The 21,704-nt window shown below is 64.0% G+C and carries 20 protein-coding genes; 16 read left to right on the forward strand and 4 right to left on the reverse strand.

All coding sequences use genetic code 11. From position 1 onward, the window contains the following. Nucleotides 1–63: 63 nt before the first annotated feature. The 3 genes from FJ490_RS02550 to FJ490_RS02560 all read right to left on the reverse strand — a co-directional run bounded on the left by FJ490_RS02550 (nucleotide 64) and on the right by FJ490_RS02560 (nucleotide 4,974). Nucleotides 64–2,217 carry a penicillin-binding protein 1A gene (locus FJ490_RS02550; protein WP_140517962.1) on the reverse strand — a complete coding sequence of 718 codons (2,154 nt, stop codon included), beginning with the start codon at nucleotides 2,215–2,217 and terminating at the stop codon, nucleotides 64–66. Nucleotides 2,218–2,423: 206 nt separating this feature from the next. Then, complete coding sequence (locus FJ490_RS02555) at nucleotides 2,424–3,356, reverse strand: dimethylarginine dimethylaminohydrolase family protein (RefSeq protein ID WP_140728164.1); 933 nt, start codon at nucleotides 3,354–3,356, stop codon at nucleotides 2,424–2,426. A gap of 28 nt (nucleotides 3,357–3,384) precedes the next feature. After that, nucleotides 3,385–4,974, reverse strand: coding sequence for an amidohydrolase (locus tag FJ490_RS02560; protein WP_181165142.1), 1,590 nt, complete (start codon nucleotides 4,972–4,974; stop codon nucleotides 3,385–3,387). A gap of 75 nt (nucleotides 4,975–5,049) precedes the next feature. On the opposite strand from FJ490_RS02560, the gene FJ490_RS02565 reads away from it, so the two are divergent. The 5 genes from FJ490_RS02565 to FJ490_RS02585 all read left to right on the forward strand — a co-directional run bounded on the left by FJ490_RS02565 (nucleotide 5,050) and on the right by FJ490_RS02585 (nucleotide 10,038). Next, nucleotides 5,050–5,946, forward strand: a complete 897-nt coding sequence (locus tag FJ490_RS02565) for a LysR substrate-binding domain-containing protein (RefSeq protein WP_140553936.1) — start codon at nucleotides 5,050–5,052, stop codon at nucleotides 5,944–5,946. Between the two features lie 156 nt (nucleotides 5,947–6,102). Further along, complete coding sequence (locus FJ490_RS02570) at nucleotides 6,103–7,197, forward strand: ABC transporter ATP-binding protein (protein WP_140494713.1); 1,095 nt, start codon at nucleotides 6,103–6,105, stop codon at nucleotides 7,195–7,197. Nucleotides 7,198–7,265: 68 nt separating this feature from the next. Further along, nucleotides 7,266–8,378: an ABC transporter substrate-binding protein gene (locus FJ490_RS02575; protein WP_140728166.1), complete on the forward strand. Its 1,113-nt coding sequence runs from the start codon at nucleotides 7,266–7,268 to the stop codon at nucleotides 8,376–8,378. Between the two features lie 16 nt (nucleotides 8,379–8,394). Further along, complete coding sequence (locus FJ490_RS02580; protein ID WP_140559435.1) at nucleotides 8,395–9,228, forward strand: ABC transporter permease; 834 nt, start codon at nucleotides 8,395–8,397, stop codon at nucleotides 9,226–9,228. 3 nt (nucleotides 9,229–9,231) lie between these two features. Further along, entirely contained in the window at nucleotides 9,232–10,038 is an 807-nt protein-coding gene (locus FJ490_RS02585; RefSeq protein ID WP_140559436.1) for an ABC transporter permease, read from the forward strand. Nucleotides 10,039–10,083: 45 nt separating this feature from the next. Here the strand turns inward: FJ490_RS02585 and FJ490_RS02590 are convergent, their stop codons facing one another. Continuing rightward, on the reverse strand, nucleotides 10,084–10,872 hold the full coding sequence (locus FJ490_RS02590) for a fumarylacetoacetate hydrolase family protein (RefSeq protein ID WP_140520722.1): 789 nt from the start codon (nucleotides 10,870–10,872) through the stop codon (nucleotides 10,084–10,086). A gap of 256 nt (nucleotides 10,873–11,128) precedes the next feature. On the opposite strand from FJ490_RS02590, the gene FJ490_RS02595 reads away from it, so the two are divergent. The 11 genes from FJ490_RS02595 to FJ490_RS02645 all read left to right on the forward strand — a co-directional run bounded on the left by FJ490_RS02595 (nucleotide 11,129) and on the right by FJ490_RS02645 (nucleotide 21,703). Continuing rightward, nucleotides 11,129–11,536, forward strand: a complete 408-nt coding sequence (locus tag FJ490_RS02595; RefSeq protein ID WP_140494704.1) for a DUF3168 domain-containing protein — start codon at nucleotides 11,129–11,131, stop codon at nucleotides 11,534–11,536. Nucleotides 11,537–11,709: 173 nt separating this feature from the next. Next, nucleotides 11,710–12,000: a hypothetical protein gene (locus tag FJ490_RS02600; RefSeq protein WP_140494702.1), complete on the forward strand. Its 291-nt coding sequence runs from the start codon at nucleotides 11,710–11,712 to the stop codon at nucleotides 11,998–12,000. Between the two features lie 73 nt (nucleotides 12,001–12,073). After that, a complete protein-coding gene (locus FJ490_RS02605) occupies nucleotides 12,074–12,739 on the forward strand; it encodes a response regulator transcription factor (protein WP_140494700.1) in 666 nt (221 codons plus the stop codon). 28 nt (nucleotides 12,740–12,767) lie between these two features. Further along, nucleotides 12,768–14,156: an ATP-binding protein gene (locus FJ490_RS02610; RefSeq protein WP_281405698.1), complete on the forward strand. Its 1,389-nt coding sequence runs from the start codon at nucleotides 12,768–12,770 to the stop codon at nucleotides 14,154–14,156. Between the two features lie 187 nt (nucleotides 14,157–14,343). Further along, complete coding sequence (locus FJ490_RS02615; RefSeq protein ID WP_140520719.1) at nucleotides 14,344–14,781, forward strand: hypothetical protein; 438 nt, start codon at nucleotides 14,344–14,346, stop codon at nucleotides 14,779–14,781. Nucleotides 14,782–14,907: 126 nt separating this feature from the next. Next, nucleotides 14,908–16,062, forward strand: coding sequence for a c-type cytochrome biogenesis protein CcmI (gene ccmI / locus FJ490_RS02620; protein ID WP_140728167.1), 1,155 nt, complete (start codon nucleotides 14,908–14,910; stop codon nucleotides 16,060–16,062). A gap of 14 nt (nucleotides 16,063–16,076) precedes the next feature. After that, nucleotides 16,077–16,520, forward strand: a complete 444-nt coding sequence (ccmE, locus tag FJ490_RS02625) for a cytochrome c maturation protein CcmE (RefSeq protein WP_140494692.1) — start codon at nucleotides 16,077–16,079, stop codon at nucleotides 16,518–16,520. Nucleotides 16,521–16,549: 29 nt separating this feature from the next. Continuing rightward, nucleotides 16,550–18,541: a heme lyase CcmF/NrfE family subunit gene (locus tag FJ490_RS02630; RefSeq protein ID WP_140494690.1), complete on the forward strand. Its 1,992-nt coding sequence runs from the start codon at nucleotides 16,550–16,552 to the stop codon at nucleotides 18,539–18,541. After that, complete coding sequence (locus FJ490_RS02635; RefSeq protein WP_140494688.1) at nucleotides 18,538–19,005, forward strand: cytochrome c-type biogenesis protein; 468 nt, start codon at nucleotides 18,538–18,540, stop codon at nucleotides 19,003–19,005. The genes FJ490_RS02630 and FJ490_RS02635 overlap by 4 nt, the downstream gene beginning before the upstream one ends. Nucleotides 19,006–19,141: 136 nt before the next feature. Then, nucleotides 19,142–20,686, forward strand: coding sequence for a Do family serine endopeptidase (locus tag FJ490_RS02640; protein WP_140494686.1), 1,545 nt, complete (start codon nucleotides 19,142–19,144; stop codon nucleotides 20,684–20,686). A 342-nt stretch (nucleotides 20,687–21,028) separates the two neighbouring features. After that, nucleotides 21,029–21,703: a response regulator transcription factor gene (locus FJ490_RS02645; protein WP_181165141.1), complete on the forward strand. Its 675-nt coding sequence runs from the start codon at nucleotides 21,029–21,031 to the stop codon at nucleotides 21,701–21,703. Nucleotide 21,704 lies beyond the last annotated feature (1 nt).

The following is a 21,704-nucleotide window of genomic DNA, read 5'->3' on the forward strand; positions in this document are numbered from 1 at the left end:
ACGCGGATTCGCAAGGTGTGGCTTTTCCATCTTCCCGAAGGCAGAAGGGAAGAGGCGCCGCGATCACAGCGCCGACAGCGTTTCGGGCGGAGCCGATGCACCGAGCCTGCGCGCCGTTTCGAACAGGTGGGTCATGTCCCTGAGCGTCTGTGTCGTCCGGCTGGACAGCACCGGCGGCCGTTCGGCGGCGGCATCGGCCGCTGCCTGTTCCTCGCTCTTCTTCTGCGCTTCCGCGGCCTTGGCCGCGATCTCCTCGTCGACGAAGGGCTTGTCGATGCCGGGGATAGGCTTGAGGTCGATGTTCTGATGCGCATAGACCATGAGCCGCTGCCACACCATCGCCGGCAGCGAGCCGCCTGTCATGTTCTTGGTCGGCGTGAAATCGTCGTTGCCCAGCCAGACGGCCGCCGTGTAGTTGCCGGTGAAGCCGACGAACCAGGCATCGCGGTAGGATTGCGTCGTGCCGGTCTTGCCGGCGACGACGATGTTGGGGATCTGCGCGCGCCTGGCGGTACCCATCGCCGGTACCGCGACAAGCATGGTGTTCATCGATTTCAGCGCCTGCTCGGACAGCACGCGATGCGGCGGCGGCGCATCCTTGGCGAAATCGTAGACCACCTCGCCGGTGCGGGTGACGAGCTGCGTGATGCCATGCCTGGAGCCGACGAAGCCGTTCTGCGCGAACACGCTGTAGCCCGTCGCCTGGTCCATCACGGTCATGCCCGAGGTGCCGAGCACCATGGTCTTGTGCGCTTCGAGCGGCGATTCCACGCCGAATGATTCCGCCATCGCCTTGATCGGCCCGATGCCGAGATAGTCCTTGGCAAGCCGCACGGGCACCGTGTTGATCGACTTGGCCATGGCCACGATCAGCGGGACCTTGCCCGCCGACTCGCCACCGTAATTGTGCGGCGACCAGTTGCCCCAGCTGATCGGCCCGCCTGATACGATCGAGTTCGGCGTAAAGCCGTGCTCCATAGCCGTTGCATAGACATAGGGCTTGAAGGAGGAACCGGTCTGGCGCAGCGCCTTGGTGGCGCGGTTGAACTGGCTGGCGCCATAGTCGCGGCCGCCGACGATCGCGCGCACCGCGCCATTGGTCTCGATGACCACCACGGCCCCTTCGGTGACGTTGTACTCCTTGCCGAACTGGCGCAGGTGGAACTCCACCGACTCTTCCGCCGCCTTCTGGATGTTGGCGTCGAAGGTGGTGTGCGCCACCAGCGAGTGCTGGCCGGGCTTGGCGATCTTCTTGACCTCGTCGAAGGCCCAGTCGAGGAAATAATCGGGGCTCTTCTGTTCGCCGCGGTCGACGACATCGGCCGGATGCAGTCTTGCCTGCAGCACCTGGCCCTCGGTCATGAAGCCGGAATCGACGAGATTGGACAGCACCACATTGGCGCGCGCGCGCGCCGCCGGCAGGTTGATATGCGGTGCGTATTTGGTCGGCGCCTTGAACAGGCCGGCAAGCATCGCCGCCTCGGCGAGGTTGAGGTCCTTGACGCTCTTGCCGAAATAGAAGTCCGCCGCCGCCTCGATGCCGAACGTGCCGCCGCCCATATAGGCGCGGTCGAGATAGAGCTGCAAGATTTCCTTCTTCGACAGATTGGCTTCGAGCCACAGCGACAGGAAGGCTTCCTTGATCTTGCGCTCGAAGGTGCGCTCATTGGTCAGGAACAGGTTCTTGGCGAGCTGCTGCGTGATGCTGGAGCCGCCCTGGACGACGGAGTTTGCCCGCACATTTTCGAAGATTGCGCGCGACAGGCCAAGAACGTCGATGCCGTAATGGTCGAAGAAACGCCGGTCCTCGGTGGCAAGCACCGCCTTGATGACATGATCGGGCATTTCGTCGACCGGCACGGAATCGCGCTGGATGATGCCGCGTTGGCCGATCTCGTTGCCATAACGGTCGAGGAAGGTAACGGCGAAGTCGCCCTGGGCGCGCCAGTCGCCGGCCGTGTCCTGGAAGGCGGGAATAGCCAACGCCAGCATGACGACGATGCCGCCGGCGCCAAGCGTGAAACCTTCGCTCAACAACTCGACGATGCCACGGCGCCAGCCGTTGACGCGAAAGCGCCGCGAGAAAATCGTCGCGCCCTCCCAGAACTGGCGCGCCTTGAACCCGATCTCGTAGAGAGAGGAATCGATCCATGCGTCGAGCGCCAGCAGCCGAGCGGCGATCGCACCTCTTCTCTTGCGTGGTTCAGGACTGACCATTCAAAAACCCGGACGGCTATGGCACGGCCTGAAAACCAAGCGGGCAGTTTCAGGGCGGCGCCGCCCTGACTATTCATCCATTTGCGGACGCCCACAAGGGTGGCGAGGACACACCTGCGGGGTTTGTTGATGGGGGCGGTTACAAACTGCCATTCACCCGCCTGACGCTGATCAGGCCGGCGAAGATGGGGGTTGCCGTTCCGGGCTCAGGCCGCCTCGCGCTTCAGCGCCTGCGCCATGCAGTGGATGCCGCCGCCGGTCTTGGAGATCTCGCTCATGTCGACGGCCGCCACTTCGAAGCCGCGCGCCTTGAGTTGACCGATCAGCGACTGGCTGGATGTCGGCGCGATCACCCTGTCCTTGCCCAGCGACATGAAGTTGCAACCGAGCGTCATCGTGTCCTGGAACGGCACGTCGATGATCTCGTGCCCTTTGCCCTTCAGCCAGTCGACGATCCCCGGCTCGGTGCAGGCGAGGCAGACGGCGGTGAGTTTTTCGGCGATCGGCACCACCATCAGGTCGATATGGACATAGTACTCGTCGATGAAGGCGATACGTGTTTCCCAGCCCTCCTTTTCGAACCAGGCCTGCACCTGCCGGGCGCCTTCTTCCTGCGTGCGGGCGCCGCCGCAGCCGATCAGCACCACGCCGTCCTCGATGACGTTGAAATCGCCGCCCTCGAAGGTGCCTGCGGTGACCATGTCGTAGATCGGGATGCCAAGTTTTTCATAGGTGCGAATGGCGGCATAATTCTCGCCGCGCCGCCACCAATTGGCCATGGCGGTGATGATGGCGCCGTAGGGCGTCATTACGCTGGAATCGCGGGAGTAGACCTGCATCGGCAGCTCCGGCGTCGGCTCGTGCCAGTGGATGTTGACGCCGAAATGCTCGTAGGCCGCGACCAGATCCTTGTGTTGCGCCTGCGCGATCTGCACGTTGCAGGGTGCCTCGCGCAGGTGTTTCCGCGACAGCGAACTGGTCGAGAGATGGCGCAGGAAATTGGGCGAGCCGAGCAGCACGTCGGTCAAGACGTCGGTCTCGTTGGCGAAACCCCACGATGTCAGCGGCTTGGTGCCGCCGGCCGGGTTGCGGCGCTGCAGCGAAAACGGCTCGGCGATGATGCGGTCATGAACGGTCATGCGGTTCTCCTCGTATGGGCGTTTGCGGTCATAGCTTGCTTGGTATCCACCAGTCGCGGCCGCGCGGCGTGGTGACATATTCCGGCCAGCGGAAGTTGATGGGCGGATCGTAGTCGCAGAGCGGGGCGATCCAGGTCGAACCGCCAATGCCGCCGCCGGTTCGGGTGACGAACTCGTCCATCGCCATGTCGCGCGCGGCCTTGTCTTCCAGCAGGCGAAGGGCGGATAGCGCGACGGTCTTCGCCGCGCAGATGACCATCGGGTCGATGGTCGCCGGGATGCCACTCAGCGCGTTCATCGCCCAGGCTGGAAAAACATGACCGTTTGCCGAACGCAGGGCAGGGCGGGCGACATAGAAACGCGCCGTCGGCGTGTGCCAGCTCATATCGGTGTAGTCGTCCGAGGTCGAGTTCACCTGCGACGGCGGCAGGTCGCGGCGCAGGATCGCCTCTGCCTCCTGTGGTGCAATCAGCCGCTCCAGCTCGTCGATGAAGGGGTTTTCGCTCGCCACCCCACCGACATTGACCTGGATCTCGCGGGCGATCTTCTTCGCCGCCTCGTCCCAGCGGGGCGGGCCGACGCTCGCCAACGCCTCATAGGCGATCCCGGCCATGGCATGATTGGCCAGCCCCGGCCGCGACTTCGAAACCCAGTGCCGTTCGTAGCGGCAGCCGCTGATCGCGGCGGCGGCCGAGGCGTTTCGGTCGAGCACGGCGGTGACCTGCTCGGCCATGGCGATGGTCGGAACACGGATCATGTACTGGATCTCGGCAAGGCCTGCCGGCAGATTGTCGGCGGTGGCCTGGCCCGCCGTCAGGATCGCCTCGCTGATCGACCAGCCGCCCTGGTGCGGCAGCATGGAATCGCGCAGCGCCTTGGAGGCCATGTACATCGTCATCAGCGCGTCGTTGGCGCCGGGCGCGCGAACCGCCGAATGTGCCTGCGGGATCGGGGCGCCGTCGCCGGCGGCGCGTGCCCAATTCTCGGGCTCATCGCAGATGAAGCGATAGATCATCGCGTAGGCAGCGCCGCAATGGGTGTCCCAGCGCGCAGTGTTGCAGAGCGGCAGCATGTAGAAGGGATGGAAGGAGATCATGCCGGCAAGGCCGTCATAATAGCCTTTGGCTGCATGGATCGGTTTCGAGCCGCGCACCTTCTCCGCCGGCTCGCCGGTGAAGCGCAGCGTGCCTGCAATGCCGTGGCGCTGCATGGCGGCCTTTGTGGCGAGCAGACCGCCCAGGCTGGCCATGCCCAGGCCCGAGTGCGGATCGGTATGGCCGCCGGCTTCGGAGCCGAGCCCTGGGCGGGGCCGCTTCACCGTGGCAGCGTCCTGGCAGTTGCCGGGCACGGCGTCATATTCGGCATACATGCCGATGGTCGGACCGTCCCCATTGGTCCAGTGGGCGCAGAAGGCCGTCGGCATGCCGGCGGAGCCTTCCTCGACCGAAAACCCCTCGCGCTTCAGCGAATCGACGTACCAGTCTGCCGACTGGTACTCGCGCCAGGCGGTCTCGCCGAAGTCGAAGATGGTGCGCGTCCAGGCCGACAGCAGCGGCTGGATGCCGTCGAGGCAGGCAAGAGCGGTTTCTTGCGCCGATGTCGTCACCGGTTTCTCCATGCGCCAAAGAAAGCAGTGAAGCGGCTCGCCAAAAAGTGATATGTTTTCCCGGTTCGTGCAAATTCGGTTCACCTCTTGAGAATTCCATCGACGCAGGCGCTGCGCGCCCTCGACAGTTTCGCCCGTCATGGCAGCGTCTGGCGCGCCGCTGACGAATTGCACCTCACCCGCAGCGCGGTCAGCCATCAATTGCGCTTGCTCGAACGCGACCTCGGCTTCGATCTGCTGGAGCGCATCGGCAAGGGCGTGGCGCTGACGCCGCGCGGCCAGCGCTATGCCGCGGACGTGCGCAAGGCGCTGACCGTGCTCGGCGACGCGGTGGCGCAAAACGCCGGCACCGGGGTCGGCGGCTCCTTCGCAGTCTCATGCACACCAGGCTTCGCCTCGCTGTTCTTGTGCACCCATATCGGCGAGTTCCGGCAGATGTATCCTGATGTGGCGCTGAGCATACTGACGCCCCGGCGGCTCGACGACGTCAGCAATCCGGACGCCGACGCCTTCATTGCCTTTGGCGTCGGCAACTGGCCGAACCGCGTGGTGGAACTGCTGTGCGAAATCTCGTTCACGCCGCTCTGCAGCCCGACGCTACTCAACAAAGTGGGCGGCTTTTCCAAGCCGGCCGACGTCCTGCGCGCCAACCTGCTGCATCTTGGCGATACGGAGGACTGGGCGCGCTGGCTGGCGCTGGCCAAGGTCGAGAACCCCGACACCGAGGGCGGCATCTTCTTTTCCGACATGAACCTCGTTTTCTCGGCGGCGATTGCCGGCCAGGGCATCGCCATGGGGGACGAGCTGACCAGCCGTCGGGCGCTGAGTGAAGGCCGGCTGGTCAAGCCGTTCGAGACCTCGATCCCGTCGCCGCGTTCCTATTTCCTGGTTTCCGAGCACGCCAAGGCGGGTCACCCTGTGCTGGAGGCGTTTGGGGGATGGTTGAGATCGAAGCTATCGGAAAACAGGCTGCGGACATATTGAGATCAGCCGATCTCCCTACGAGGGGTGAAATCGGCGGCTCCAGCGTCGCCGGTATTCACCATAGATGAATCAAATTTGCCGATCCGGCGAAAACTATTCGGTTGCGGTGAGCCTTCGCGCTGCCTACGATTTCCCAGCCACCAAGGAAGAGGCAGGATGCAGCAACCCGGCCGGGCCGCAGAGATCAAGGCGAACGGGATCGGCAAGAGCTTCGGCTCGTTCCGTGCGCTGGACAATCTGACGCTCAATATCGGCCGCGGCGAGTTTTTGACGCTGCTTGGCCCCTCCGGCTCCGGCAAAACCACCTTCCTGATGATCCTGGCCGGCTTCCTGCAGCCCAGCGAGGGCCGCCTGTTCAGCGACGGCGTCGATATTACCGACCGGCCGGCCGAGCAGCGCGCCGCCGGCATGGTGTTCCAGGGCTATGCGCTCTTCCCGCATATGAGCGTCGAGCAAAACATCGCCTTTCCCCTCAAGGTGCGCAAGAAATCTGCCGCCGAAATCAAGCGTAGCGTCGGCGAGATGATAGAGCGCGTCGGTCTGCTCGGCCACGAGAAGAAGCTGCCGGCGCAGCTTTCCGGCGGCCAGCAACAACGCGTGGCGCTGGCCCGCGCGCTGGTGTTCGAGCCGGGCGTGCTTTTGCTCGACGAGCCGTTCTCGGCGCTGGACAAGAGCCTGCGCGGCCAGATGCAGGCCGAGATGAAGCGCCTGCACCAGGAGACCGGCACCACCTTCGTCTTCGTCACCCACGACCAGAGCGAGGCGCTGGCGCTGTCCTCGCGTGTCGCCATCTTCAACCATGGCAAATTGTTGCAGGTCGGAGCGCCTGACGAGGTCTATGACCGGCCCGCCAACCGCTTCGTCGCCGAGTTCCTGGGCGAGATCAATATGCTGCCGCTGAAGGGCGTGCGCGTCGCCGACCATGGCGCGACCGCGCTCTGCGAAGACCGGGCAATCAAGCTGCGCGGCAACGCCGAAGCAGTGGATGGCAATGCCATCCTGGCGATCCGGCCAGAACATATGTCGATAGCGCGCGAGGCGGCGGCAGGCGAGAACGGCATAGCTGCCACCGCGATCGGATCGACCTATCTGGGCGCGGCGACCAAACTCGACCTTACGACACGCCAAGGTGCGAAGGTGACCGTCTCTGTGCCGAACGAGGTCGCGGCCGCGGCACTCAGCAAAGGCAATTCCGTCTGGCTGACCTGGCCGGCGGAAAAGGGTTTCCTCCTTCCGGACGGAGGGCAATGAGCACCGGCGCGGCCTGAATTCGCCGCACCGGATTCCGGGTTCGATCAACGAAAACAAGGGGAACTAACATGAACGATACCAAGAAACAGGCCATCGAAACGCTCTCCGAAAGGACAAGGCGCGGTGAGATCTCGCGCCGGCAATTCACGCAACTTGCAGGCCTCGTGCTTGCCGGCACGCCGCTGCTGCTGCGCTCGACCAAGTCCTTTGCCGCCGCGAAGGAACTGGTGCTGGTCAACTGGGGCGGCGACGCCATCACGGCTTACGACGCCGCCTATGGCCAGGCTTTCACCAAGAACACCGGCATCACCGTCAAGATGGATGGCTCCGGCCCGACCGAAGGGGCCATCGCGGCACAATTTAAAAGCGGTGCGCCGACCTGGGATCTTGTCGACGTCGACCCGTTCTCGGCCATCACGCTTGGCGCGCAAGGCATGCTCGAGCCGATCGACTACACAATAGTCGACAAGAAGAAGATGCGGCCGGGTTTCGGCTGGGATTACGCCGCCTCGACCTATTTCTTCTCTTATGTGATCGCCTACGATTCGCAGAAATACGGCAGCAATGCCCCGACCGGCATGGCCGATTTCTTCGACGTGAAGAAATTCCCCGGCAAGCGCTCCCTCTACAAATGGGGCGTGTCGAGCTGGGAGGCGGCTCTTCTCGCCGACGGCATCGCGCCGGCGTCGCTCTATCCGCTCGACCTCAAGCGCGCGCATGACAAGATCGCCGCGTTCAAGGAGAACGTCGTCGCCTATTGGGGCGGCGGCGCGGAAAGCCAGAGCGTGTTGCTCAACGGCGAAGCCTCGATGGCGATCGTCTGGTCGACGCGAGCCTCGCTGATCGAGCAGGATTCGGGCGGTCAGATCAAGTTCATCTGGGACCAGGGCCTGATTTCGCCCGGCGCACTGGCCGTGTTGAAGAACAACCCCGGCGGCAAGGACGCGGCGATGAAGTTCATCGCCAGCGCGCAGGACCCTGCAAAGCAGCTTGTCATGTTCGACAAGCTCGGTCAGGGCCCGGCCAACCCGGCTGCCGACGCTCTGGTTCCCGCCGACAAGAAGCGCATCAACCCGGTCGATCCCGAGAACATGAAGAAGCAGATCCCGCTCGACATGGACTGGTACGCCAAGAATTACGGGGCGGCGCTGGACGAATATACCAAGATCATCTCCGCCTGACCGGCGCTGGGCTGACATGAGAGGCGTTCTCTCGGATAGGATGGGCGCGGCGCTGTTGATGGCGCCGCTGCTCCTGTTCCTTGGCCTCGCCTATGCCTGGCCGTTCCTCGGCGTGGTGAAGTGGAGCTTCACGCTGCCGACGCCGGGGCTTGGCCAGTACGGCGCGCTGATAACCGACCCGCTGGTACAGTCGGTGTTCGTCCGCACGCTGCGCATCGCGGCGATCGTCACCGTTGTATCGGTTGCCGCTGCCTACGCCATCACCGTGGTCTGGGTGCGCGGCAGCCCGGCGCAGCGGGTGCTGGCCGAATTCTGCATCCTGGTGCCGTTCTGGATATCGGTGCTGACGCGCGCCTTCGGCTGGGTGGCGCTTCTCTCCAACCGCGGCCTGATCAACACCTGGCTGCAGTCGATCGGCTTCATTAGCGAACCGCTGACGCTGGTGCGCAACGAATTCGGCGTCATCGTCGGCATGACGCACTTCCTCATTCCTTTCGCCGTCTTTCCGCTGGCGTCTTCCATGCGCAGCCTCGACGAGCGTGTGCTGCTCGCCGCGCGCGGGCTGGGTTCCAGCCGCATGCGCACCTTCTGGACGGTGTTCGTGCCGATGACGCGCTCCGGCATCATCGGCTCCGCGCTGATCGTCTTCGTCTTCTCGCTCGGCTTCTTCGTCACGCCGGCGATCCTTGGCGGTGGCCGCAGCGTCATGATCGCCGAATTGATCTATCTCCGCATCTTCCAGAGCCCGGACTGGGGGCTGGGTGCTGCCATCAGCGTGGTGCTGGTGTTGTTCGTCGGCATCCTGATGGCGCTGCTCTTCCGCTACGTCAGACCGAAGCAATTGGTGTAGCCTATGCCGACCTATCGCCCCGGTCCCGTCTCGCTTGCCCTCGCCGTCATGGTGGCGCTGTTCCTGCTCCTGCCGCTGCTGGCCGTGATCCCGGTCTCGCTGACGCCCAGCCGGATGCTGGCGATGCCAACGGGCGAGTTGTCGCTGCGCCACTACCGCTCGCTGGTCGAGGATCCGCGCTGGCTTCAGTCCATCCTGCTCTCGATCAGGATCGGCATCGTCAGCAGTGTCATCTCGACGGTGCTGGCACTGTGCTTCAGCCTTGGCGTGTGGATGTTCCAGCCGCGCTTCACCGCGGCTCTGGTCGGCTTCGTGCTGTTGCCGATGGTGGTGCCGCCGGTGGTCTCGGCGGTGACGCTCTATTTCCTGCTCACCTCGATCTCCGGCGTCAGTTCCTTTTTCGGCTACGACACCTGGCTGGGTGTGGCCATGGCGCATTCGGTGATGACGGTGCCCTTCGCCACGGTGCTGATCCTGGTCTCCCTCAGCCAGCTTGACCGCCGTATCGACCTCGCAGCGCGTGGCCTTGGCGCCGCCGTCTGGGAGCGCGCCACGCGCATCATCATGCCCAACATCAAATTCGGCATCGTCACCGCGGCACTGCTGTCCTTCGTGCTCTCCTGGGAGGAAATCGGCGTCACGCTGTTCATCACCTCGGTCAACGCCATCACGCTGCCCAGGTTGATGTGGATGGGTCTGCGCGACAATATCGACCCGGCGATCGCGGCCCTTTCAGTGATCCTGATCGTCATCACCGTGCTGGTGCTTGCAGTGCGCAGCGTTGTGGTGCGGCTGCGTGGAGGACAATGACCGGGGGCCTGTCTGCCTCAGGGGATTGTCACAGGGGTAAAACTGCTAGCAGAAGCGCACCGAGACCCGGCCGAACCTGCCCAAATCGCCGATGACTTCGTCGCCGGCCTCGACATTTATCGGCGTCACGCAGGTGCCGGTTATCACCACTTGCCCCGGCTGGAGCGTTATGCCCAGCCCCGACAATTCGTTGACGATCCAGGTCAGCGCAACACGCGGATCGCCCAACACGGCTGCTCCTGATCCGATATGCTGCGACCTTCCAGAGACAGAAGCGGCCACCGGGTGCTTCGCGAAATCTACGTCACGCCAATCGTCTTCCGCCGCCTCGCCGATGACGAACAGATTGGCGCAGGCATTGTCGGCGATGAGCTGCGGCGCGCCGACAGCGCAGAAATCGTCATAGCGGGAGTCCGGTATTTCGATCGCCGGATGCAAACTCGCCACGGCGTCCACTACATCACCGATTTCATAAGGCGCCGGGCGAGGCGGCAACTGACGGCCGAACCGGAAGGCGAATTCGATCTCGGCGACACGCATCTTGCTTGTCGCCAGGGAAACGGAGCCACCGACCTCGACCGCCTTCTCGGCGAGGAGGCGCCCGGCCATCGGGCCGTCGACGTTGATATGCCGCTGGCCGGCCAGGCTGGTTGCCGCGATCTTCCAGCCGAAGAGCGGAGCCACTGAGCGATCCATGACGTGCGACTGGATGGCGTAGCCTTCGGCCCGCGTCTTCGGCCGCAATTCCTCGGGTATGGCGTCGAGGCGGGTGCCCTTGTCCCAATGGCCTACCAGGAGGCGCGACGCGGCCCTGGCCTTTTCTGGATCGAGCATGGTCAGCTCCTGAAATTAGGAAATGCTGCGCTGCCGGGTGTTGCTGATGCTTGCGGTGCGCAAAGGATACCCGCTATTCATCGTCGCTGACGAGATTGTCGGGAAGTCGTATTTTCGAGATCACCGACATTCATCATCGTGACAACGAATCGGCAATCGTGTTCGTTCGGTAAATGGCTATATATGGCAAAGCGTCTGGAGTGCGGAAGAGCTTCTGGCGAGCAGGGTCGATAGCGCACCGGGTGAGGGAGAAACGATGACGGCGCCCGGCGATTTGCAACAGGCACTGTTTCTGAGGCTAAAAAGCGATCCGTCCCTGTCGGCTCTGCTGGGCGGCGCCGGACTGCGCGAACAACCAACCGACAACGTCGCCTTTCCCTATGTGACATGCGGCCAGACCTGCGCCTTTGACTGGGACACCGGGGCCGAGAACCGCGACGATCAACTTATTACGCTGCATGTCTGGTCGAAGGCCCATGGCGAAGCCGAAACGCGGGCCATCATGGATGCCATCGAGGCGCGCCTTGCCGACGCGGTGCTGGAGGTCGGCGCTCGCGGCCAGACACGCCTGTCGCTCGAATTCAGCGAGGCGCGGTATGACGAGGAACTGCTTGTCCATCACGGCCTGCTGCGTTTTCGGGCGCTGACCCAGGAAAACGCCTGACGCGCGCTTTCAATATGAACGAAACGGAGTCTAGACTGGAACTTCATGGGTTTCATCGGGTTGGGCGGTGAAATCTCAATTTGTTTGTCTCGCATTGCAGGGGTGGCGAGCATGGTTTCAGCGGCGATCACCGTTCATTTCACGTTCAGCGCCGATGCGTTACAACGCTGGCCATGAGAACGCTTCGCTCCCATTTCCGAACCGCGACCCTGGCGCTCTGCGCGGGGCTGCTTGCGGTGCCGGCAAGCGTTGCGCCGGCAGCCGCGCAGGATGAATCGATTGTCGTGGCGGCGGCCGACTGCTACGCGATCGGCCAGCAGGTGGCCGAGCAGAATGGCGGGACGCTTGCCAAGGCCTCGCAGTCGACGCGAGGCGGGCAGCCGGTCTGCGTCATCGTCGTGCTCGTTCCGGGCAAGAACGGGCAGCGTCCGCGCCGCTCCGAGATCGTCGTCCCGCAGAACTGACCCCCCGTCGTTTCCCAGGCCGGCGGAATCGGCCTATAGCTGAAGCAATCGGTCAACAGGCAGTGGTCTTCGCATGCGCGTACTGGTCGTCGAGGATGACAAGGATCTCAACCGGCAGATATCGGATGCGCTGGTCGACGCCGGCTATGTCGTCGACCGGGCATATGACGGCGAGGAGGGCCATTTTCTCGGTGACACCGAGCCCTACGACGCGGTCGTGCTCGACATCGGCCTGCCGCAGATGGACGGCATCAGCGTGGTCGAGCGCTGGCGGCGCGGCGGCCGCAAGATGCCGGTGCTGATCCTGACCGCCCGCGACCGCTGGAGCGACAAGGTCTCCGGCATCGACGCCGGCGCGGACGACTATGTCACCAAGCCGTTCCACATCGAGGAGGTCCTGGCGCGGGTCAGGGCGCTGATCCGCCGCGCCGCCGGCCACGCCTCATCCGAACTGACCTGCGGGCCGCTACGCCTCGACACCAAGGCCTCGAAGGCCGATGTCGCCGGCGTGCCGTTGAAGCTGACATCGCATGAGTTCCGCCTGCTTGCCTACCTGATGCATCACATGGGCGAGGTCGTCTCGCGGACCGAACTGGTAGAGCATCTCTACGACCAGGATTTCGACCGCGATTCCAACACGATCGAGGTGTTTGTCGGACGGCTCCGCAAGAAAATGGGCATCGACATGATCGAAACCGTGCGCGGCATGGGTTATCGCATGCGTGAGCCGGAGGCGTAAGGCGGAACCGCTCCCTACCAACCCAACCGTGAGCAAGCGGCTCTCGCTGCGCTTGTGGCCGCGCTCGCTGACGTTCCGCGTCATCGCCTTTTCCACGGTCTGGGCGATCCTGACCCTCATCGTCATTTTCACCCTCATTACCACGCTGTACCGCCAGGCCAGCGAGCGCGGTTTCGACAGCCTACTTTCTGCGCATCTGTTCAACCTGATCGGCTCCATCGGCATTTCCGATACCGGCGCGCTCACCGGCGCTCCGGATCTCGGCGACCTCCGCTTCTCGGAACCGAATTCGGGCTGGTACTGGTCCGTCGAACCCGCTTCGGAAGGCGTGCACGGCAATCTCCACTCATCGTCGATGACCAGGACGATCCCGTCGCCCGATGTGGCGGACGTTCCCTTCAACGCCAATTTCCAGCGCAGCTACGCGGCGCAAGGCATCGATGGCGAGGAGTTGGTCGTGTTCGAGAGCGAATTCGTTCTCGATGCCAAGAACCGCGCCGCCCGCTTTCGCGTCATGGGCAACAAGACCGAACTGGAACAGGAGATCGCCACCTTCCAGCGCCGCCTCCTGACCTACCTTTCCCTGTTCGGCGTCGGCATGATCGCCATCAACGCCATCGCCATCCTGCTCGGCCTGCAACCGCTGCGAAGGGTCAGGGACGCGCTCGCCATGGTGCGCGAAGGCACCGCGCAAAGACTTGACGGCCAGTTTCCAGCCGAGATTGAACCGCTTGCCAACGAAACCAATGCCTTGATCGAGAACAACCGGCGTATCGTCGAGCGCTCGCGGACTCAGGTCGGCAATCTCGCCCATTCCCTGAAGACGCCGCTGGCGGTGCTGCTCAACGAGGGGCGGGCGCTTGGTGGCGCCAAGGGGCAACTGATCGCCGAACAGGCCGCTTCCATGCAGAAGCAGGTCGATCACTATCTCCAGCGCGCCCGCGTCGCGGCGCAGCGCGACAGCGTCGTCTACCGCACGCCGATAGCGCCGTTGGTGCAGCGCATGGTCAGGGTCTTGCAGAAGCTCAATCCGCAGACCAACCTGTCGTTGTCGCTGCCGCCGATCGAGATCGTCTTTGCCGGCGAGCGCGAGGACCTCGAGGAGTTGCTCGGCAATCTGCTCGAAAACGCGATGAAATGGGCGAAGAGCGCGGTTTCGGTTTCCGTCGTTCCCGTGGGCGACAAGGACGACAACATGTTCGAGATCGCCATCGAAGACGACGGACCGGGCATACCCGAGGAAAAAGCGCGCGAAGCGTTGAAACGCGGACGACGCCTGGACGAGACCAAGCCGGGCACGGGTCTCGGCTTGGCCATTGTCGCCGACCTCGTCAACGAGTATGGAGGCATACTGCTGCTCGAACGGTCCGGCATGGGCGGATTGAAGGCGGTAGTGCGATTGCGGAGCCTTCAGTGATGCCTTTCCCCGGCCGATCGACATTGACGGACTGGGCATGTTATGGCGGCGCACCGATTGGCTCCGTAGCCGGCCCAACGGCCAAATTTCCGACAAATATCAACATTATAGGCTCGCCGACTTCTCCGATGACGCGGCCCCCGGCTCATCCATGACAGGCTCCAGCTCAAGAAAACCGGTTGTTGGCATGAAGATTCGCGTCGCGCTTGTTTCCGCATTGATGGCCGTTTCCGGCTGCACCACCTTGGGCGGCAAGGCTCCCACCATCGCTGCGACGCCGGCCTCCACGCCACCCAGCAGCGGCAAAGTCGCCACGACGATCATTTCGGCGATGGGCGGCGGCCTCATCGGCGGGTCGGTCGGCAGCGGCCTTAGCGAAGCCGAGAAGCGCAGCGCGCTGGAGGCTGAATACAAGGCGCTCGAATACACCACGAGCGGCCAGAAGGTGACGTGGAAGGGCACCCAGGCGTCCCGCTATGGCGAAGTGGTTCCGGCTCAGCCCTACCGCGTCGGCTCACAGGACTGCCGCCAGTACACGCAGACCGTCTTTACCGGCGGGGCAGGCGTCACGGCGCGTGGAACGGCTTGCCGCAACGCCGATGGCAGTTGGACGCCGCTCACCTGACAGGCTAGCCGGTCCATTTCGGACCCGGCCGGTTGATGTCGATGAAGGTATGCGGCGCGCCCGCCGTCAAAGCGTCGCAGTATGCTTGTGTTGGCAGGGCAAGGCTCTGCCGTTATTGGAAGAACCATGCTGTTCTGGGTCATAGCCGCAATCCTAACGCTGGGCGCCAGCCTGGCGGTGCTGCTGCCGCTGGCCGGTGGCGCCAGGAGCGCGTCTTCGAGCGGCGAGCACGATCTGGAAGTTTATCGCGACCAACTGTCCGAACTCGACCGCGATGCCGCCCGTGGCCTGATCAAGCCTGCCGAAGCCGATGAGGCGCGCGCCGAGATCGCCCGGCGCATCCTTCGCCTCGACAATGCGGACCAGGCCGGCAGCGCATCCGTCGGACGTACATGCGTCGCGACGCGGCTTGTCGCCACCGCGGCCGTGCTGGCGGTGCCGCTGGTCAGTTGGGGCCTCTACATCAACATAGGCTCGCCCGATCTGCCCTCGCAGCCGCTCAGCGAGCGCCTGGCCAAGAATCCGGCCGACAGCTCGGTCGACGAACTTGTGGCTCGCGCCGAAGCCCATCTTGCCGCCAATCCGTCCGACGGCAGGGGATGGGACGTGCTGGCGCCGGTCTATCTGCGCATGCAGCGCTTTTCCGACGCGGTCGCCGCCTATCGCAACGCCATTCGCCTCGACGGCGACAGCGCTGTTCGCCGGGCCGGTCTCGGCGAGGCGATCGCCAGCGCGGCCGGCGGCATCGTTTCGGCGGATGCCCAGGAGGCCTTCGAGGCGGCCCTGAAACTTGACCCGGCCAATGCCAAGGCCGGCTTCTACCTGGCTATGGCCTTGGCGCAGGAGGGCCGCAGCAAGGAGGCGGCCGCGGCCTGGCAGGCGATGCTGGGCACGCTGCCGAAGGATTCGCCATGGCGCGGCGCGATCGAGCAGGCGCTGGCCAAGTCCGGTAGTTCCGGCGCCGGCAATGCAGGCGTCGCTTCGAGCGAGCCGGCAAACGGACCGACCGCGGGCGATATCGATGCCGCTTCATCGATGTCGCCGCAGGACAGGGAAGCCATGATCAACACCATGGTCGCCGGGCTCGACGAGAAGCTGCGGCAGAATCCGCGCGACCCGGAAGGATGGATGCGGCTCGTTCGTTCATACATCGTGCTGGGCAAGGCCGACCAGGCGCGCGAGGCGTTGAGCCGAGCTATTGCCGTCTTTGGAGCCGACAGTGACGAAGCCAGGAAATTCACCGCTTTTGCCGCTTCGCTCGGCCTGACGGCGACGCAATAGGGCTGGACCGGACAATGACACGCAAACAGAAACGATTGTCGGTGATCGCGGGCGGCCTGGCCTTCCTCGGCGCCGCCACCGGCCTGACATTCTATGCGCTCGGCCAGAAGGCGTCCTATTTCTACATGCCCGCCGATCTGGCCACGGCGACGGTGCAGCCGGGCCAGCGCATCAGGCTGGGCGGCCTGGTGGAAAAAGGCACGATCCAGCGCGGGCAGGGGGCGACAGTGGCGTTTTCTGTGACCGACACCCATAAATCGGTCAAGGTCACCTATACAGGCATCCTGCCTGACCTATTTCGCGAGGAGCAGGGGGTCATCACCGAAGGCACGTTCGGCCCGGATGGCGTCTTTGTGGCCGACAGCGTTCTGGCCAAGCACGACGAGCGCTACATGCCCAAGGAAGTGGCCGATGGGCTGAAGGCCAAGGGCGTTTGGCAGGAGAGCAAGAGTGAATAGGCAGGCTCGATATAGCCGGGTTGGCGATCATGGTTGAGACCGGACATTTCGCGCTGGTCCTGGCCTTCGCGCTGGCGCTGGTGCAGACGGTGGTGCCGCTGTTTGGCGCCCGCACCAACAATCAGCGCCTGATGGCGGTCGGCGCTCCCGTCGCGATCACCGGCTTTGCCCTGACGGCGCTGTCCTTCGCCGCACTGGTCAGCGCCTATGCGAGCTCCGATTTCTCGGTCGCCAGCGTCTGGGAAAATTCCCATTCGCTGCAGCCGATGATCTATAAGATCACTGGAACCTGGGGCAATCACGAAGGCTCGATGCTGCTCTGGGTGTTGATCCTGACCTTCTTCGGTGCGCTGGTCGCCGCCTTCGGCTCCAACCTGCCGGCGACGCTACGCGCCAACGTGCTTGCCGTGCAGGGTGCGATCGGCGCGACATTCTTCCTGTTTATCCTGGCAACGTCCAATCCCTTCGCCAGGCTTTCGCCGGCGCCCATCGAAGGGCGCGATCTCAATCCCATTTTGCAGGATCTCGGCCTCGCAGTGCACCCGCCACTGCTCTATCTCGGCTATGTCGGCTTTTCGATCTGTTTCTCGTTCTCGGTAGCCGCGCTCATCGACGGACGCATCGATGCGTCCTGGGCGCGATGGGTACGGCCGTGGACCCTGGTGGCCTGGATGTTCCTGACCGGCGGCATCGCCATGGGCTCGTACTGGGCTTATTACGAGCTCGGCTGGGGCGGCTTCTGGTTCTGGGATCCGGTCGAGAACGCCTCCTTCATGCCGTGGCTGGCGGGCACCGCGCTGCTCCATTCGGCCATCGTCATGGAAAAGCGTTCGGCACTGAAGATCTGGACGCTGCTGCTCGCCATCCTGACCTTTTCACTGTCGTTGCTCGGCACCTTCCTGGTGCGTTCGGGCGTCCTGACCTCGGTGCATGCCTTCGCCACCGATCCGACGCGCGGCATCTTCATCCTGTGCATACTGACGTTGTTCATCGGTGGATCATTGACGCTGTTTGCACTGCGTGCCTCGAGGCTGACGGCCGGCGGCCTCTTTCATCCGGTTTCGCGCGAAGGCGCGCTGGTGCTGAATAATTTGTTCCTGACCACGGCCACCGCCACCGTACTCGTCGGTACGCTCTATCCGTTGGCCGTCGAGGCCCTTTCGGCCGACAAGATTTCGGTCGGCGCACCGTTCTTCGACCTCACCTTCGGACCGCTCATGGTGCCGTTGCTGGCCATGGTTCCGTTCGGGCCGCTGCTGGCCTGGAAGCGCGGCGACGTCTTCGCCGTCGCGCAGCGCCTGATGGCAGCTTTCGCGGCGGCGCTTCTGGCAACGCTGGTCACCGCCCTGTTCATCAACGGCGCTTCGGTATTCGCAGCCCTTGGCGTGGGTCTTGCCGTCTGGCTGATCCTCGGCGCTCTCACCGACCTCGCTGTCAAGGCGGGGTTCGGCAATGTGGCTGCGAGGGTCATGGTCAGGCGCCTGCTCGGCCTGCCGCGCTCGGTCTTCGGCACAGCGCTTGCCCACCTCGGTCTTGGCCTGACCACGCTTGGCATCGTCGGCACGCTTTGCTTCGGCACCGAGAAGATCCTGTCGATGCATGCCGGGCAAACCGTCGAATTGTCCGGCCACACTCTGCGTTTCGTCGGGCTCCATCCGGCGCAGGGACCGAATTACAGCGAGGATCGCGGTCGCTTCCAACTGATCGGTGTCGGCGGCAGTCCGGTTGGCGAAATCAGCTCGGCCAAGCGCTTCTATCCGGTACGCCAGACGACGACGACGGAATCAGGCATCAGGACGATGGGCCTTTCGCAGCTTTATATTTCGCTCGGCGACGAGGGCAATGACGGATCGGTCGTGGTGCGCCTGTGGTGGAAACCGCTGGTGACGCTGATCTGGGGCGGCGGCCTGGTCATGATGGTTGGTGCGGCCATGTCGCTGATGGACAGGCGCCTGCGCGTCGGCGCACCCTCGCGCCGCCGCAAGCAGGCCGGCGCCATGAGCCCCGCGGGCCTGCCATGAAGGCGAAGTTGTCCATCGCGTCGCTCGTGATGGTGCTGGCGCTGTCCTTTGCCGGCACGGCGCTGGCGGTGAAGCCCGACGAGATGCTTGCCGATCCGACGCTGGAAGCGAGAGCGCGAGCGCTGTCGGAAGGGCTGCGCTGCATGGTCTGCCAGAACCAGTCGATCGACGAATCCGATGCCGATCTTGCCCGTGACCTGCGCGTTCTGGTGCGCCAGCGCCTGGTCGCTGGCGATACCGACAAGCAGGTGATGGACTATGTGGTTTCGCGCTACGGCGAGTTCGTGCTGCTGAAGCCGCGCTTCGACCTGCGCAACGCTCTGCTTTGGGGCACGCCGGTGATCCTGCTTTTGGCCGGTGGCCTGTTCGTCGTGCTCAGCGCGAGATCGCGCCGGACACTGGCGACAAAATCCCTCTCCGCCGACGAGCGGGCGGCACTGGAGGCGATCCTGCGCCGCGATTGAGTGCAGGCGGCGATCGTTCGCCAACATTACCAAAGTTTCATGCGTCGGAAATGGCGTCGTAATGTACGCCGCTCTAATTCTCTTCCTCAGGATGCCGACAAGGCGCGTCCCTTCGAAAAAGAGGATACGAGACCCCATGAATATTGCCCCCAATTCATATTCCCGCACCCGCAAGCGTCTCCTGGCTGCCGTCGCTTCCGTCGCCGTTGCCGGCGCGATCGGCGTTGGCGCATTGACCAGCGGGACCAGCCCCGTTCTGGCCGATGCCGTGCGCGTCGAGGCGCCGCAGGTCCCCAGCTTCGCCGATGTCGTCGAGCGCGTTTCGCCCGCCGTTGTCAGCGTCAAGGTCAAGGCCAAGGTCCAGCCCACCGCCGATGACGGCTCCGACGACCAGGACGGTTTCGACAATTTGCCCAACAATCCGCAGCTGCGCCGCTTTTTCAAGGAATTCCGCGGCTTTGGCGATCAGGGCGGCCAGAACGACGATGGCCACCGCCGGTTCGGGCATCGTGACCGCGGTAATGGCGAGCCGCGCCCGGTGGCTCAAGGGTCGGGCTTCTTCATCTCCGAGGATGGCTATCTCGTCACCAACAACCATGTCGTCGAAGAGGGCACCGCCTTCACCGTGGTGACCAATGATGGCAAGGAACTCGACGCCAAGCTGGTCGGTACCGACCCGCGCACCGACCTCGCGGTGCTCAAGGTCGAGGGTGGCGGCAAATTTACCTATGTCGACTTCGCCGACGACTCCAAGGTTCGGGTCGGCGATTGGGTCGTGGCCGTCGGCAACCCCTTCGGTCTCGGCGGCACCGTCACCGCCGGCATTGTCTCGGCGCGGGGCCGTGACATCGGCGCCGGTCCCTATGATGATTTCATCCAGATCGACGCCTCGGTCAACCGCGGCAATTCTGGCGGCCCGACCTTCAACCTCAGCGGTCAGGTGGTCGGCATCAACACCGCTATCTTCTCGCCTTCCGGCGGCAGCGTCGGCATCGCCTTCGACATTCCTGCCTCGACCGCCAAGCAGGTCGTCGAGGATCTGATGAAGAGCGGTGCCGTGCAGCGCGGCTGGCTCGGCGTCGAGATCCAGCCGGTCACATCAGACATCGCCGAATCGCTCGGCCTGAAGTCCAACAACGGCGCACTGGTATCCAGCGCACAGGACGACGGCCCCGGCAAGAAGAGCGGCATCACCGCCGGTGACGTGATCACCCAGGTCGACGGCAAGGATGTTGCTTCGCCGAAGGAGCTCGCCCGCCTGATTGGCGCCTATTCGCCGGGCAAGTCGGTTGACGTCACGGTCTGGCGCGACGGCAAGAGCCAGAGCGTCAAGGTGGAGCTCGGCAAGCTGCCTTCAAGCGACAAGCAGGCCTCGGCCGACGACAAGCCTGCGGCTCCGGCTAAGGCCGATACGCTCGCCGATCTCGGTCTGACCGTCACCAAATCCGAGAACGGCAAGGGTTTGGTGGTGACCGATGTCGATCCCGACAGCGATGCCGCCGACCGTGGCATCCAGCCGGGCGACATCATCACCGCGGTCAATTCGATGGAAGTCAACGGCACCGACGACGTCACCAAGGCCATGGACGAAGCGGTGAAATCCGGGCGCAAGGCCGTCCTGATGCAGATTACCCGCGACGACAACAACCGCTTCGTGGCGCTGCCCGTCGCCAAGGGCTGACAACGACTTTTCCAGTGCGGCGGTTTCAAACACCCCCGAGCCGCCGCACGGGAAGTATGGAGCCGAGCACGTTAGTCAGTCATCGTGCTCCCCTCCGGCGGCAGCGGGCTTCCCATCGCCCGCTGCCGCACTCACCCCGCGGGCCATGCGCTCAGGCTGAGCGAACAAGCGGAGCGCTTTGGTGGCAACGGCATGCCGGCAGCATGCTGGGACAGTAACACCAGAGAACCAAGACTTTATAGCGCGCGGCCTGGATCATCTTGATCGCGATGCGCTTTGGCGAAGGCTAAAATGCAGATGCCGGCTACTCAATCTTCCAGCGAAATCGCGTATAACGGTCCTATGAAGATTCTCGTCATAGAAGACGATCGCGAGGCTGCGGATTATCTGCAGAAAGCCTTTACCGAGGCCGGGCACACCGCGCATGTCGCGGGTGACGGCGAGACCGGCTTCGCGCTCGCCGATGCCGGCGACTACGACGTGATGGTCATCGACCGGATGATGCCGCGCCGCGACGGCCTTTCGGTCATCGCCGGCCTGCGCTCCAGGGGGAACGCCACGCCGGTACTGATCCTGTCGGCGCTGGGCGAGGTCGACGATCGGGTCACCGGCCTACGCGCCGGCGGCGACGATTATCTGACCAAGCCCTATGCCTTTTCCGAGCTGCTCGCCCGCGTCGAGGTGCTGAACCGCCGGGCCAGCGCCAAGGAAGCCGAAACCGTCTACCGCGTCGGCGATCTCGAACTTGACCGGCTTTCGCATTCGGTCAGGCGCGCCGGACGCGAGATCACGCTGCAGCCACGCGAGTTCCGCCTGCTTGAATATCTGATGCGCCATGCCGGTCAGGTGGTGACGCGCACCATGCTGCTCGAAAATGTCTGGGATTATCATTTCGATCCGCAGACCAACGTCATCGACGTCCATGTCTCGCGACTGCGCGGCAAGATCGAAAAAGGCTTCGACAAGCCCATCCTGCATACGATTCGCGGCGCCGGTTACATGCTTAGGGCCGGTTAGG

Origin of the sequence: Mesorhizobium sp. B2-5-11 (assembly GCF_006440835.1) — a bacterium.
GTDB lineage: Bacteria > Pseudomonadota > Alphaproteobacteria > Rhizobiales > Rhizobiaceae > Mesorhizobium.